This is a genomic window from Amycolatopsis sp. NPDC058278 (assembly GCF_042881395.1).
Classification (GTDB): Bacteria; Actinomycetota; Actinomycetes; order Mycobacteriales; family Pseudonocardiaceae; genus Amycolatopsis.
The window spans coordinates 1-12,249 of the sequence record NZ_JBHVXZ010000068.1 but is presented as its reverse complement, the minus strand read 5'-3'; the positions used below and the strand labels follow the sequence as shown (position 1 = coordinate 12,249).

The window sequence follows — 12,249 nt, the reverse complement described above, 5'->3', positions numbered from 1 at the left end:
GGAAGTCACCGGGTCGTCGTGGGGGCGGCCCGGCGGCTTCCGCGCATTCAGGCTGGTGACCAGGGCTTCCCACGATCGGGTGGTGACGGAGAGTGTGCCGCCCGCGCGGTCTTCGTGTCGCGGATCTGCGACAGCCCGGCGAGCCGAACTTCGACGCAGTTGGTCTCTTCGCCGCTGTGAGAAGACTTCCGCCAGGTGACATCTGACATTTCAGGCCTCCGGTTCCGAGATCACCCCCTGGACGAGCTGGAGCGATCCGGGTTCGCCGAGCGCCATCGGCGGGGCGTGCTGCTCGAGCCAGTTGGGCTCGTTGGCGTTGCGGGCCAACTCGAGGAGCCGGGCGCGTTCGCCCGACTCCACCCGCAGTGCGGCGAGGATCGTGGCGACCTCTTCGATCTTCGTGATGCGCTTGCCGCTCTCCCAGTTGGAAATGTTCTGCGGCAGCACATCTGTCAACCGGCCCAGCTCGCGGACCTTCAGGTTCCGTGCCTGCCGGGCTCTCTTCATCCCGAAGCCCAGCGCGCGGGCCCGGGGCGTGGCGATCGGTGGTGGCATGGGCACAGCCTGCCCCGGGGCAGGCCGTGCCCGGCCGGGTGATGCCGTTCAGCTGTCGCGGAGCGGCGTCAGAACGCGAAAACCTCGTCCGAGTCGCGGGCGGCTTCGCAGCGGTTCGCATACGTCGTCTCGAACGACACCGGCTTCCCGTGCCAGGTACCGATCGCCGCGACGTCCACCGGGGCGTAGATCAGCGTGCACGCCTGGTGCCGCGCGGTGATCCGCGAGAAGTCACCGCCGACGCCGGACAGCACCGCGCACGCCTTGTCGCGCTTGGGGTGCGTGCCGCCCACCGGGTCGCACGTCAGCACCACCGAGCCGATCCGGCCGGCGGTGTCGTGGGTGGTCAGCTGCAGGGTCGAGGCCGGGGGCTGCGCCGGTGTCAGACAGCCGAGACTCAGCAAGCAAGCTGCGAAGGGGATTAGGGCCATATCGGTGTCATCGGCCGTCCGGTGCCGATCACTGTGCTGCACGTCCGGGTGAGTCTTCTTCCCTCGGCCGGGTGAGGTCCCAGGCCAGCAGGGCGACGTACAGCGACAACATCGACTCGGGGTCCTCCAGCCGGACGCCGAGGACCTGCTCGATCCGGGCGAGCTGCTGGTAGTAAGCCGTGCGTGAGGTGTGGGCCGCCGCGGCTGCCGCCGACTTGTTGCCGCCCTGCTCGCAGTAGTGCCGCAACGCCTGGACGAGCCGGCTGCCCGAGGCCGCGTCGCGCTGGAGCAACGGGCCGAGCTCCCGCGCCGCGAACGCGGTCACGCGGTCGTCGCCGGAAAGCAGGTGCAGCAGGCCGCGCAGGCGGACGTCCGACAACCGGTGCACCACCCGGTCCGCGCCCGTGCCCAGCGCCGCCGCCGCGACCTGGCCCGCCTCCAGCAACGTCCGGCGGGCTTCGGCGGGGGACGCCACCGTCGTGCCGACCGCGAGCACCCCCGGTGCGCTGCCGCGGGCCTCGTGGACGTCGGTGGCGAGCCGGTGCAGCACGGCGTCGGCGTTCGCCTCCGGGGACAGCGCGATCAGGGCCCGCACGCCGAGGTCGTCCGCCGCCACCAGCGCCGACACCTTCGCGCGGCGGGCCGCCAGGACCGTCGCCTCGGCCAGCTCGCGCAGCACCGGCGGGGTGGACAGCGCCGGCCGCGCCGTCCCCGTCAGCCGCGGCCGGACGGCCAGCCCGACCAGCTGCCGTCCGGGCAGCGGCACGGCCAGTGCCGAGGCCCGGGCCAGCAGCTCCGCCGTCGGGGCGGGCGAAGCGAGCAGCTCGGCGAGCACCGCGCGGTGGGCCTGGCGTTCGAGCCCCTCGGACTCCTTGGCGACCAGCCGGTGCACGGCCAGCGCGGACGCGGCCCGCTCGGCGACCACCCGGTGGCGGTGCGGCGGCTGGTCGGCGCAGACCAGGATCAGCCGTCCCCAGTCGTGCCCCCGCGCGCCGACCACGGTCACCAGCCAGCCCGAACCCGGGTGGTAGCCGGTGCGCTCGCCGACCTGGACCACCCGCGACCGGGCCGGCCAGCCGGTGAGCAGCTCGGCCGGGTCGGTGCCGGCCGCGTCGTAGGCGAGGACCTCGTGGGAGAGCGTTTCCAGCACGACCGGCTGCTCGGTGAGCCGGGCGACCTCGCCCAGGACGACGCCGGGTTCGGCGCCCGCGACCGTCAGCGCGGTGAACGTCTCGTGCACGCGCTCGGCGGCGCGCAGCTCGGCGACCTGGGCGTCGACGATCTGGCCGTTCACCGCCTCGGTGACGCTCACGAACCGCGTCTCCCGCGAGAGCGTGACCAGCGGCAGGCCGTGCTCCTCCGCCGCGCCGACCAGCGCGGCGGGCAGCTTGTCGCTCCAGTGCCGGACCAGCTCCACCACGACGCCGGCGGCGCCGACCCCGGCCAGGTCGGCGACGTACCGGGCGAGCGCCGGGCCGTCGTCGGGCAGCGCGACGCCGGTGGTCAGCACCAGCTCGCCGCCGCGCAGCAGGTGCGCGATGTCGGCGACCTCGGCGACGTGCGCCCAGCGCACCGGCGCGTCCAGCCCGGCGGCGCCGGCGACGACGTGCGGACGGCCCTGGCGCAGCACCGGCAGCGCGAGGACCTCGGCGACGGTCGGGTACATGGCTCCTCGGCGTGGGGGTCGGCAGGGACAGACTGTACGGCCGGAAGCCAACTGGCGTACACGTTGCCGATGGCCTGGCGTGGCGCCCGCCCGGAGACTCGTCACGGGATGTTGCCGAGTGCGAGGAGTGCCCGCCGTGACCGACCGCATCAGCCACTGGATCGACGGCAAGCCGTTCAGCGGGGCCACCGGGCGGTCCGGCGAGGTCTTCGACCCGGCCACCGGACAGGTCCGGGCGCACGTCGACTTCGCCGGCGAGGCCGAGGTCGAAGCCGCCGTCGCCGCGGCCAAGGCGGCGCTGCCGGGCTGGCGGGGGACGTCGCTGGCCGGGCGGACGCGGGTGCTGTTCGCCTTCCGCGAGCTGCTCTCCGCCCGCAAGCACGAGCTGGCGAAGATCATCACGAGCGAGCACGGCAAGGTCGAGTCCGACGCGGCCGGCGAGATCGCCCGCGCGATCGAGAACGTCGAGTTCGCGTGCGGGGCCGCCCAGCTGCTCAAGGGCGGGTTCAGCGAGAACGCCTCCACCGGTGTCGACGTCTACTCGATCGCCCAGCCGCTGGGCGTGGTCGGCGTGATCTCGCCGTTCAACTTCCCGGCCATGGTGCCGCTGTGGTTCGTTCCCAACGCGCTGGCCTGCGGGAACACCGTGGTGCTGAAGCCGAGCGAGAAGGACCCGTCGGCGGCGGTGTTCATCGCGGAGCTGTTCGCCGAGGCCGGGCTGCCCGCGGGCGCGCTCAACGTGCTGCACGGCGACAAGGCCGCCGTGGACGGGCTGCTCGAACACGCCGACGTCAAGGCGATCTCGTTCGTCGGGTCGACGCCGATCGCGCGGTACGTCTACGAAACCGGCACCCGGCACGGCAAGCGCGTCCAGGCCCTCGGCGGGGCGAAGAACCACATGGTGGTGCTGCCGGACGCCGACCTCGACCTGGCCGCCGACGCCGCGGTGTCGGCCGGGTTCGGCTCGGCGGGGGAGCGGTGCATGGCGGTGTCGGTGGTCGTGGCCGTCGACCCGGTCGGCGACGCACTCGTGGAGAAGATCACCGAACGGATGTCCCGGCTGCGCGTCGGCGACGGTCGCGACCCGGAGTCGGAGATGGGGCCGCTGGTCACCGCGGCCCACCACGCCCGCGTCGAGTCCTATGTGGACGCCGGGGTGGCCGCCGGTGCGTCACTGGTCGTCGACGGCCGGGGCATCGAGGTCTCCGAAGGCGGCTTCTGGCTCGGCCCGACGCTGTTCGACCACGTCCGCCCAGAGATGTCGATCTACACCGACGAGATCTTCGGGCCGGTGCTCTCGGTGGCGCGCGCGGCCTCCTACGACGACGCGCTGGCGCTGATCAACGCCAACCCGTACGGCAACGGCACGGCCGTCTTCACCGGTGATGGCGCGGCCGCGCGGAAGTTCTCCAGCGAGGTCGAGGTGGGCATGGTCGGGGTCAACGTCCCGATCCCGGTCCCGGTGGGCTACTACTCGTTCGGTGGCTGGAAGGACTCGCTGTTCGGCGACAGCCACGCGTACGGGCCGGAGGGGTTCCACTTCTTCACCCGGACGAAGGTCGTCACCTCGCGGTGGCCGGACCGCTCGCACGCCGGGGTCAACCTGGGCTTCCCACGCAACTCCTGAGCGCGGCCCGGCTCGCCTCGTCCGCGGGCCGGCCGATCATCACCCGCTGATCGGTGTCCCGGAGGGGCAGGAGCACTTCGAAGTCCACCGCGAGGACGCCGGCCGCGGGATGGCGCAGCACCTTGCTCCCGCGGCCGGTGGCCTTGACGTCCCGCTCGGCCCACAGCCGCGCGAACTCCTCGTCCCGGGTGCATTCGGCGATGAGGCCGAGCAACGCCGGGTCTTCCGGGTGGGCGGCCCACGCGGCGCGCAGGTGGGCGATGCCTTCCCGCACCACGCGCTCGCGGTCGACGTAGTAGTCGCGGATCTCCGGGTGCAGCAGGCACAGCCACATCGCGTTGCGCTGTGACGGCGGCAGCGTGCCGAAGTCCAGCAGCAGCGCCGCCATTTCGCCGTTCCAGGCCAGGATGTCGTAGCGGTGGTTCATCAGCATGGCCGGCAGCGGCGAGAGGTCGTCGACCAGCCGGGCCAGTGACGGCACCGCGGTGGTCGCGGGCTCGACGGCGTCGTCCGGGCGCTGCCGGGTCAGGTCGAACAGATAGGTGCGTTCGGCGGGGGTCAGGCGCAGCGCCCGGGACAGGGCGGCCACCACGTCCGCCGAAGGCCGCAGCCCCCGCCCCTGCTCGAGCCGCACGACGTAGTCGACGCTGACGCCGGCCAGTTCGGCGACCTCTTCGCGGCGCAGACCCGGGGTCCGCCGGGCTTGCCGGCGGGCGGGCAAGCCGAGGTCGCCCGGGTCCAGGCGCTCGCGCCGGGTCCGCAGGAACGCGGCCAGCTCCTCGGTCGGGGTGATCATGCCCGGTACAACCGCCGGGGGTAGGACTCGTGTTCCCAGGAAGTCCTCTCCCTTACCCCCGGCCCGCGGTGATCACAGGCTGGTGCCCGACGGATTTCGAGCACAGGAGGACCTGATGTCCCTCACCCTTGACACCTACCGGCTGCTGGGCCGCTCCGGGCTGCGGGTCTCCCCGCTGGCGCTGGGCACGGCGACCTTCGGCACCGAGTGGGGCTGGGGCGCGGAGAAGGACGAGGCGCGCAAGCTGTTCGACACCTACGTCGAGCGCGGCGGCAACTTCGTCGACACCGCGCCCACCTACACCGACGGCAGCTCCGAGCGCCTGCTCGGGGAGTTCGCGCGCGAGCACCGCGAGAGCCTGGTGCTGGCGACGAAGTACACCACGCTGCGCCGGCCCGGTGACCCGAATTCCGGGGGACCGCACCGCAAGAGCCTCTTCGCGTCGGTGGAGGCCAGCCTGCGGCAGCTGAACACGGACTACCTCGACCTGCTCTACCTGCACGTCTGGGACTTCACGACGCCGGTGGAGGAAATCCTGCGCGGCATGGACGATCTCGTCCGCGCCGGAAAGGTCCTGTACGTGGCGATGTCCAACGTCCCGGCCTGGGAGGTCTCGCGCATGCAGGCGATCGCCGACCTGCGCGGCTGGTCGCCGCTGGTCGCGCTGCAGATCGAATACAACTTGCTCAACCGGGCCGCCGAGCGTGACCTGATCCCGATGGCCCGGGCGATGGGGCTGGGGGTGACCCCGTACTCGCCGCTGGCCGGCGGCCTGCTCACCGGCAAGTACCGCCGCGCGGACCTGACCGCGGCGGAGCCCGGACCCGGCGAAAGCGCCCGCAAGAGCTTCAACGCGGGCTTGGGCCTGGTCACCGAGCGCAGCCTCGCCGTCGCCGACGTCGTGCGGGAGGTCGCCGCCGAGCTGGGCCGCACCCCCGCCCAGGTCGGGCTGGCCTGGACCCTGCGGAACCCGGGCGTGACGGCGCCGATCATCGGCGCCCGCACCCCCGCCCAGCTCGAAGACAACCTGGGTGCCCTGGAGGTCGCCTTCAGCGCCTCGCACCTGGCTTGCCTCGAGGAGGTCGCCGCGATCGAGCTCGGCTACCCGCACGACGTGCTCGCCAGTGACCACCTCCGCACGGTGACCCGCGGCGACCTGCGGATCGAAGCCCGCCGCTGAGCGCGTGCCGGTCAGGCCGGGAGGACGTTGATCAGCACCTTGGACCGCGGCGCGATCAGGATCGTGTTGACCCGCTCCGGCCGGATCCGCTCGCGCAGCTTCCGCTCCAGCGGGTAGGTCCGGCCACCGGCGCGCAGGCTGAACGATTCGAGGCTCTTGAACCCCTCCGGGCTGCGGTGCAGGCCGATCGGGTACTCGTCGGTGAGGCGAGCGCTGTCGAAGTCGTGCGTCCAGCCGGTGACCGCGGTCAGCCGGCCGCCGAAGGCGTCGGCGAGCCGGCGCCAGCAGACGAACGCGAACCAGCCGGTGATCGCCAGGAGCGGGACCACGGTGCCCAGCACTTCGCCCGCGGTCTCCGCCGCGGTGGCGAGGGTCACCGTCACCACCAGACCGGCGATGACGAGGGTCGCCGCCACCCAGAAGTTCAGGTCGAGCAGCGCGCCGCGCTGCGCGGGGTGGAGCCGGCCGTTGCGGTTGGCCAGCTCCACCTCGGGCCGGTCGTTCACTCGCCCTCGCCTTCGGGGTGTTCCTTCTCGTAGGCCTCCTGGGCCTCGTGGTAGCGGTCGTACTGTTCGTTCTCCTGGCGGCGGCCTTCGGTCGCCACGCCGACGGTGTCGGCGGTGTTCCAGTGCACCTTTTCGTTCGGGTCGAGGACCTTGTGCTGGTTCAGGACGCTGCGGCCCTCCTCGGAGTACTTGCCGGGGCCTTCCAGCTTCTCGCGGCCCGGGACGCGCTCCTTGGCGGCGTCGCTCCAGCCCTTCGCCGTCTCTTCGGCGGACTTCGCCTCCCGGCCCGCCTGCTTGAGCTCGTTCGCCTTCCGCTCGATGCCGGCCGCCGTCTCGACGCTGCGGTCCACGATCCGGTCGGCCGCCTTCCCCGCCTTCTTCAGCGCGTTCGCCGCGCCTTCGAGAGCCGCCTTCGACTTGCCCGCGCCCTTCGCCAGGCCTTCCAGCTTCTCGACGATCTTCGCGATGCGCGTGCTGATCTTCTCCGCGAGCACCCCGCCTTCGATCACCGTGTCCGCGATGAACGCCGCGATCGTGCCGCCGAAGGTGCACCACGACGCCGCCAGCGCGGCCAGCGCCTTGACGATCAGCTCGCCCACGAACGACGAGATCAGGTCGCGGATCAGCCCGCGCTCGGTGCCGACCAGCGCCGCGCCGACGTTCATCGCGGTCGACGCGCCTTCGGCGTGGGACGCGGCGCCGCGCAGGACGCCGACGTAGCTCTCGGCCGTCCGCTGGTAGGCCTCCGCGGACCCGCAGTCGCTGAACGACCCCTGGACCTTCTTCGCCTGCTGTTCGTAGCTCTCGGCCGTCTCGGTGAGCTGCTTGGCGATGTTCGTCCAGGTCACGGCCTTGGCGGTGATCGCTTCGGGCTTGCCGGCCAGCTTGTCGAGACCGTCCTTGAGGAAGCTGATGTGCTCGATCAGCCAGCCGACGCCCGCGCTCGCCAGGGTCCCGAGCGGATCCATCGCCGCGCCGAGCAGGTCGAGGGCGTCGGTGCCGACGTCCATGGCGAGGTTGCCCCAGTCGCCGTTCCGGGCGTCGGTGAGCGTCGACGCGGCGTCGCTGAAGATGCCCGCGCCGCCGGTCTGGGCGTTGAGGTTGGCCGGCTCGCCCTTCGAGCCGTCGCCCATGCCGCTCCAGAAGCCGCCCGGCGACTCGGCCGTCGTGACCAGCGGGTTCTCCTGCGTCTCCGTCATGCCGGCAGCTCCTTGCCGATACCTTCGATCAGGGACTTCGTCTTCTGCTCGTGCTCGCGGAACGCCGTGTGCGCGGTCTTCACCCGGTCCGCGACTTCGTGGCCGGCCTCGACGGCCGCGGCGAGGAAGCTGTCGGCCGTGTCGATCCACGCCTGGATGGGGAGGGCGAAGACCTGGCCGACCAGGCCGAACGCGTCGAAGTCGAGGGCCTGTGCGGTGCCGGCGGCGTCGAGCGCCTGCTGGACCTTGGCGGCGATCTCGCGGATGTCGTCCTCGTGCCCGCCGAGGACGTCGAAGTCGACCCGCATCGCCATCAGAGCCCCCGGCGCAGGATCGGGCTGCCGAAGTCGTCGTCGGACGGCGGTTTCCGGCGCGGTTCTCCGCTGCGTTCTTCGGGGACTTCGGGCGCCGGAATCTGTTCCTTGAGGAATTCCATCGCCTCGCTGTGCTCGCCGATCACCGGCGCCATGATGCCGGTCAGCTGCTGTGCCGCGTCGAGCTGGGCCCGGCGCGCCGCGGCCAGGACCGCCTGGGCCAGCCGGGTCCGCGGCAGCTCGTCCGCACGCGGGCCGAAGCTGAGTTCCTGCAGCGCACCGGCGGTGTTGACGGTGACCGTGACGGCCCCGTCGGCGCTCGTGGCGGTCGCCGAGACGTGCTCCAGCCGTGCCTTCGCCTCGGCCGCGCGCCGGGCTATTTCGGGCATACCGGCCGAAGCCGGGGCAAAATTGTTCACGGCGACCTCGTCAGTCGGGGAAGGATGTGTCGATCAGAGGGAGCAAACCGGTTTTCGGTTCCCCATTCAAGCGGGAAACTCATTTTTAGAACAATTCATGGGCGTCGGTTTGCGGACTCTTTACCCGGCCGGGCGGGCGGCGTTGAGCGCGACCGGCTCAGGCTTACGTAAACTCGGATCGAGCAGCGAGCGAGGTAGGTGAGGAACCGGTGGCCAACGCGGAGGAACGCCGCTTCGACGTGCTGCGCGCGATCGTGGCCGACTACGTGTCCAACCAGGAACCGGTCGGGTCCAAGGCGATCGTCGAGCGGCACAACCTGGGTGTGTCGAGCGCCACGGTGCGCAACGACATGGCGACGCTCGAGGAAGAGGGCTACATCACCCAGCCGCACACCAGTGCCGGCCGCGTCCCGACCGACAAGGGCTACCGCCTCTTCGTCGACCGGCTGTCGGAGATCAAGCCGCTGAGCGCGGCCGAGCGCCGCGCCATCACCACGTTCCTCGACAGCGGCACCGACCTCGACGACGTCCTCAAGCGCTCGGTCCGGCTGCTCGCGCAGCTGACCCGCCAGGTCGCCGTCGTCCAGTACCCGATGCTGACCAACGCCAAGGTGCGTCACCTCGAAGTGGTGCCGCTCACCCCGGCGCGGCTGATGCTGGTGCTGATCGCCGACAACGGGCGCGTGGACCAGCGCACGGTCGACCTCGGCGACGTCATCACCGAAGAAGACGTCGCCCGGCTCCGCAGCGTGCTCAACGCGGCCATGGCCGGACGGCGGCTCAACGACGCCGCGGCGCGGGTCGCCGAGCTGCCCGACAAGTCGCCCGGCGAGCTGCGTGACACGCTCATCCGCGTCACCACGGTCCTGGTCGAGTCACTGGCCGAACACCCCGAAGAACGCCTGGTGCTCGGCGGCACCGCGAACCTCACGCGCAACGTCGCCGACTTCCCCGGTTCGCTGCGCCAGGTCCTCGAAGCCCTCGAGGAACAGGTCGTCGTGCTCAAGCTCCTGGCCGCCGCGCGCAACCCCGGTGCGATCACGGTGCGCATCGGTGAGGAAAATGAAGACGAGCAGATGCGCAGCACCTCGGTCGTCTCGATCGGCTACGGCCGCGACGACGTGGTGCTCGGCGGCATGGGGGTGGTCGGCCCGACCCGGATGGACTACCCCGGCACGATCGCCGCGGTGCGGGCGGTCGCCAACTACGTGGGGCAGATCCTGGCCGGCCGCTGAGCCGGGCAGAGCAGAAGGAGAAGCAGAGACGGTGGCGAGGGACTACTACGGCATCCTCGGGGTGGCCAAGAACGCGAGCGATCAGGACATCAAGCGCGCGTACCGGAAGCTGGCCCGGGAGCTGCACCCCGACGTCAACCCGTCGGAAGACGCGCAGCACAAGTTCGGCGAGGTCACGACGGCCTACGAGGTGCTGTCCGACCCGCAGAAGCGCAAGATCGTCGACCTCGGCGGCGACCCGATGGACGGCGGCGCGCGCGGCGGCGGTGGCGGCGACCCGTTCGCCGGCTTCGGCGGCCTCGGCGACATCATGGACGCCTTCTTCGGCGCGGCCGGCGGGGGCGGGGGACGCGGGCGCGGCCCGCGCAGCCGCGTCCAGCCCGGCTCCGACGCGCTGATCCGGCTCGGCCTCACCCTCGAGGAGTGCGCCACCGGGGTCGACAAGGAGATCGCCGTCGACACGGCGATCGTCTGCGACCTCTGCCGCGGTGCGGGCACCAGCGAAGGCACCTCGGTCAAGACGTGCGACACCTGCGGCGGCGCCGGCGAGGTCCAGTCCGTCCAGCGGTCGTTCCTCGGCCAGGTCGTCACCGCCCGCCCCTGCCCGGTCTGCCGCGGCTTCGGCGAGGTCATCCCCGACCCCTGCCGCCAGTGCGGCGGCGACGGCCGCATCCGCGCCCGCCGCAACGTCACGGCCAAGATCCCGCCGGGCGTCGGCGACGGCATGCGCATCCGGCTGTCCGGCCAGGGCGAGGTCGGCCCCGGCGGCGGCCCCGCCGGTGACCTGTACGTCGAGATCGACGAGACCCCGCACGAGGTCTTCGTCCGGCAGGGCCACGACCTGCACTGCAACTTCCGCATCCCGATGACCACGGCCGCGCTCGGCGCCACGGTGCCGATCTCGACCCTCGTGGACGGCGACTACGAACTCGACATCGAGGCGGGCACCCAGCCCAACGCCGAGCTCGTCCTCACCGGCAAGGGCATGCCGCGGCTGCGGTCCTCCGGCCGCGTCGACGGCCGCGGCGACCTGCACGTCCACATCGACGTCGTGGTCCCGACCAAGCTCGACGAAGCCCAGCGCGAACTCCTCGTCGAGCTGGCCCAGCAGCGGGGCGAAGAGGTCCCGACGCTGGCGTCCAACGGCACCAAGCACGGCGGGCTGTTCTCCAAGCTCCGCGCCAAGAACCACCGCTGACCGTGCCCGACACCACCCTGCCGGTCTTCCTCGCCGCGTCGGTGCCGGCTTCGGGCCGCGCGGTCCTCGACGGCGAGGAAGCCCGGCACGCGGCCACCGTCCGCCGCCTGCGCGCGGGGGAGCGGCTGGTCCTGTCCGACGGCGCCGGCGCGATGGCCCGGTGCGTCGTCGAAGGCGTCCAGGCCGGGCGCGACGCGCTGGTGACGCTGTCGGTCGAGTCGTACTGGACCGAGGAGCCGCCCGCGCTGCGTGTCCTGGTCGCGCAGGCGCTGGCCAAGGGCGACCGCGGCGAGCTCGCCGTCGAACTCGCCACCGAGGCCGGGGTCGACGCGATCGTGCCGTGGCGAGCGGCTCGGAGCGTCGCGAAGTGGGAAGACGGCGGTCGCGGCGAGAAGGCCCTGGCGCGTTGGCGGGCGACCGCCCGGGCGGCCGCGAAACAGGCCCGGCGGGCGCACGTGCCGGAGGTCGCCGAACCGGTGACCACGAGGGAGCTGGCCGGGCTCGCGGCCACGATGTCGCTGACCATCGTGCTGGAGTCCGACGTCCCCGAGCGGCTCGCCGACCTGCAGTTGCCCGAGACCGGGGACGTGCTGCTGGTCGTGGGGCCGGAAGGCGGGATCACCGACGAGGAACTTCGCGTCCTCCGCGACGCGGGCGCACGGGCCGTCCGGCTCGGGACGACGGTCCTGCGCACCTCCACCGCCGCCGCGGTGGCCCTGGGTGCGCTCGGCGCGCTCACGACTCGCTGGCAGTGAGATCACCAAAAAACCGGGCGAATTTTGCGCCCAGTTATGGCGCGATCACGCTCCGACCCGTTACTCTCGTTTATTAACGCGCCACTCAATGTTCGGGCGCGCCACTGGGAAGACACAGACACCGCCGGGCACCTCCCCCCTCGGTCCGGCGGCCGCCGCGGTCGCGGTGAGGCGACCCCCAGGCTTCACCGCCACCGCGGCATCTCCTCGCTCGCTTCGCTCGCGGTTGAGCCGCGGTTCTGGTTTCGTTGTGTTCTTCTGGGGGTCGAACCCCCAGACCCCCCCCCGGGCGAGGCCCCGGCCCCCCCGCCGTTGGGTTTGGGGGGGGGGGGGACCCCGGTTTGCCCCCCGAGGGGATAGCCCCGACC

Annotated in this window: 14 protein-coding genes; 5 read left to right on the top strand and 9 right to left on the bottom strand. The window is 72.2% G+C overall.

From position 1 onward, the window contains the following. Nucleotides 1–47: 47 nt before the first annotated feature. The 4 genes from ACFVYA_RS30360 to ACFVYA_RS30345 all read right to left on the bottom strand — a co-directional run bounded on the left by ACFVYA_RS30360 (nucleotide 48) and on the right by ACFVYA_RS30345 (nucleotide 2,652). Nucleotides 48–209, bottom strand: coding sequence for a DUF397 domain-containing protein (locus tag ACFVYA_RS30360; protein WP_387049831.1), 162 nt, complete (start codon nucleotides 207–209; stop codon nucleotides 48–50). Nucleotide 210: 1 nt separating this feature from the next. Beyond that, nucleotides 211–555: a helix-turn-helix domain-containing protein gene (locus ACFVYA_RS30355; protein ID WP_387049829.1), complete on the bottom strand. Its 345-nt coding sequence runs from the start codon at nucleotides 553–555 to the stop codon at nucleotides 211–213. A 68-nt stretch (nucleotides 556–623) separates the two neighbouring features. Continuing rightward, nucleotides 624–959 carry an SSI family serine proteinase inhibitor gene (locus ACFVYA_RS30350; protein WP_387049828.1) on the bottom strand — a complete coding sequence of 112 codons (336 nt, stop codon included), beginning with the start codon at nucleotides 957–959 and terminating at the stop codon, nucleotides 624–626. A 55-nt stretch (nucleotides 960–1,014) separates the two neighbouring features. After that, nucleotides 1,015–2,652: a PucR family transcriptional regulator gene (locus ACFVYA_RS30345; protein ID WP_387049826.1), complete on the bottom strand. Its 1,638-nt coding sequence runs from the start codon at nucleotides 2,650–2,652 to the stop codon at nucleotides 1,015–1,017. A 136-nt stretch (nucleotides 2,653–2,788) separates the two neighbouring features. Here ACFVYA_RS30345 and ACFVYA_RS30340 point away from each other — a divergent pair, with 136 nt between their 5' ends. Next, a complete protein-coding gene (locus ACFVYA_RS30340) occupies nucleotides 2,789–4,279 on the top strand; it encodes a CoA-acylating methylmalonate-semialdehyde dehydrogenase (protein WP_387049825.1) in 1,491 nt (496 codons plus the stop codon). Here the strand turns inward: ACFVYA_RS30340 and ACFVYA_RS30335 are convergent. Continuing rightward, complete coding sequence (locus ACFVYA_RS30335) at nucleotides 4,251–5,075, bottom strand: helix-turn-helix domain-containing protein (RefSeq protein ID WP_285985089.1); 825 nt, start codon at nucleotides 5,073–5,075, stop codon at nucleotides 4,251–4,253. The genes ACFVYA_RS30340 and ACFVYA_RS30335 overlap by 29 nt on opposite strands. 115 nt (nucleotides 5,076–5,190) lie before the next feature. On the opposite strand from ACFVYA_RS30335, the gene ACFVYA_RS30330 reads away from it, so the two are divergent. Continuing rightward, nucleotides 5,191–6,255 carry an aldo/keto reductase gene (locus ACFVYA_RS30330; RefSeq protein ID WP_387049823.1) on the top strand — a complete coding sequence of 355 codons (1,065 nt, stop codon included), beginning with the start codon at nucleotides 5,191–5,193 and terminating at the stop codon, nucleotides 6,253–6,255. 11 nt (nucleotides 6,256–6,266) lie between these two features. Here ACFVYA_RS30330 and ACFVYA_RS30325 read toward each other — a convergent pair whose 3' ends face one another. Genes ACFVYA_RS30325 through ACFVYA_RS30310 form a run of 4 tightly spaced genes read right to left on the bottom strand, consistent with a single transcriptional unit; the run spans nucleotide 6,267 to nucleotide 8,693 of the window. After that, nucleotides 6,267–6,761, bottom strand: a complete 495-nt coding sequence (locus ACFVYA_RS30325) for a hypothetical protein (protein ID WP_387049821.1) — start codon at nucleotides 6,759–6,761, stop codon at nucleotides 6,267–6,269. Further along, nucleotides 6,758–7,960 (bottom strand): hypothetical protein, encoded by a 1,203-nt coding sequence (locus ACFVYA_RS30320; RefSeq protein ID WP_387049819.1) that lies wholly within the window; start codon nucleotides 7,958–7,960, stop codon nucleotides 6,758–6,760. The genes ACFVYA_RS30325 and ACFVYA_RS30320 overlap by 4 nt, the downstream gene beginning before the upstream one ends. After that, entirely contained in the window at nucleotides 7,957–8,274 is a 318-nt protein-coding gene (locus ACFVYA_RS30315) for a type VII secretion target (protein ID WP_285985085.1), read from the bottom strand. Before ACFVYA_RS30315 ends, ACFVYA_RS30320 begins: the two co-directional genes overlap by 4 nt. Continuing rightward, nucleotides 8,274–8,693, bottom strand: a complete 420-nt coding sequence (locus ACFVYA_RS30310) for a YbaB/EbfC family nucleoid-associated protein (RefSeq protein ID WP_387049818.1) — start codon at nucleotides 8,691–8,693, stop codon at nucleotides 8,274–8,276. The genes ACFVYA_RS30315 and ACFVYA_RS30310 overlap by 1 nt, the downstream gene beginning before the upstream one ends. 209 nt (nucleotides 8,694–8,902) lie before the next feature. Between ACFVYA_RS30310 and hrcA the strand changes: the two genes are divergently transcribed. The 3 genes from hrcA to ACFVYA_RS30295 are packed head-to-tail and all read left to right on the top strand — an operon-like array spanning nucleotide 8,903 to nucleotide 11,881. Then, nucleotides 8,903–9,928 (top strand): heat-inducible transcriptional repressor HrcA, encoded by a 1,026-nt coding sequence (gene hrcA / locus ACFVYA_RS30305; protein WP_285985083.1) that lies wholly within the window; start codon nucleotides 8,903–8,905, stop codon nucleotides 9,926–9,928. 31 nt (nucleotides 9,929–9,959) lie between these two features. Continuing rightward, on the top strand, nucleotides 9,960–11,126 hold the full coding sequence (gene dnaJ, locus ACFVYA_RS30300; RefSeq protein WP_285985082.1) for a molecular chaperone DnaJ: 1,167 nt from the start codon (nucleotides 9,960–9,962) through the stop codon (nucleotides 11,124–11,126). 2 nt (nucleotides 11,127–11,128) lie between these two features. Continuing rightward, nucleotides 11,129–11,881, top strand: coding sequence for a 16S rRNA (uracil(1498)-N(3))-methyltransferase (locus tag ACFVYA_RS30295; protein WP_387049817.1), 753 nt, complete (start codon nucleotides 11,129–11,131; stop codon nucleotides 11,879–11,881). Nucleotides 11,882–12,249: the final 368 nt, after the last annotated feature.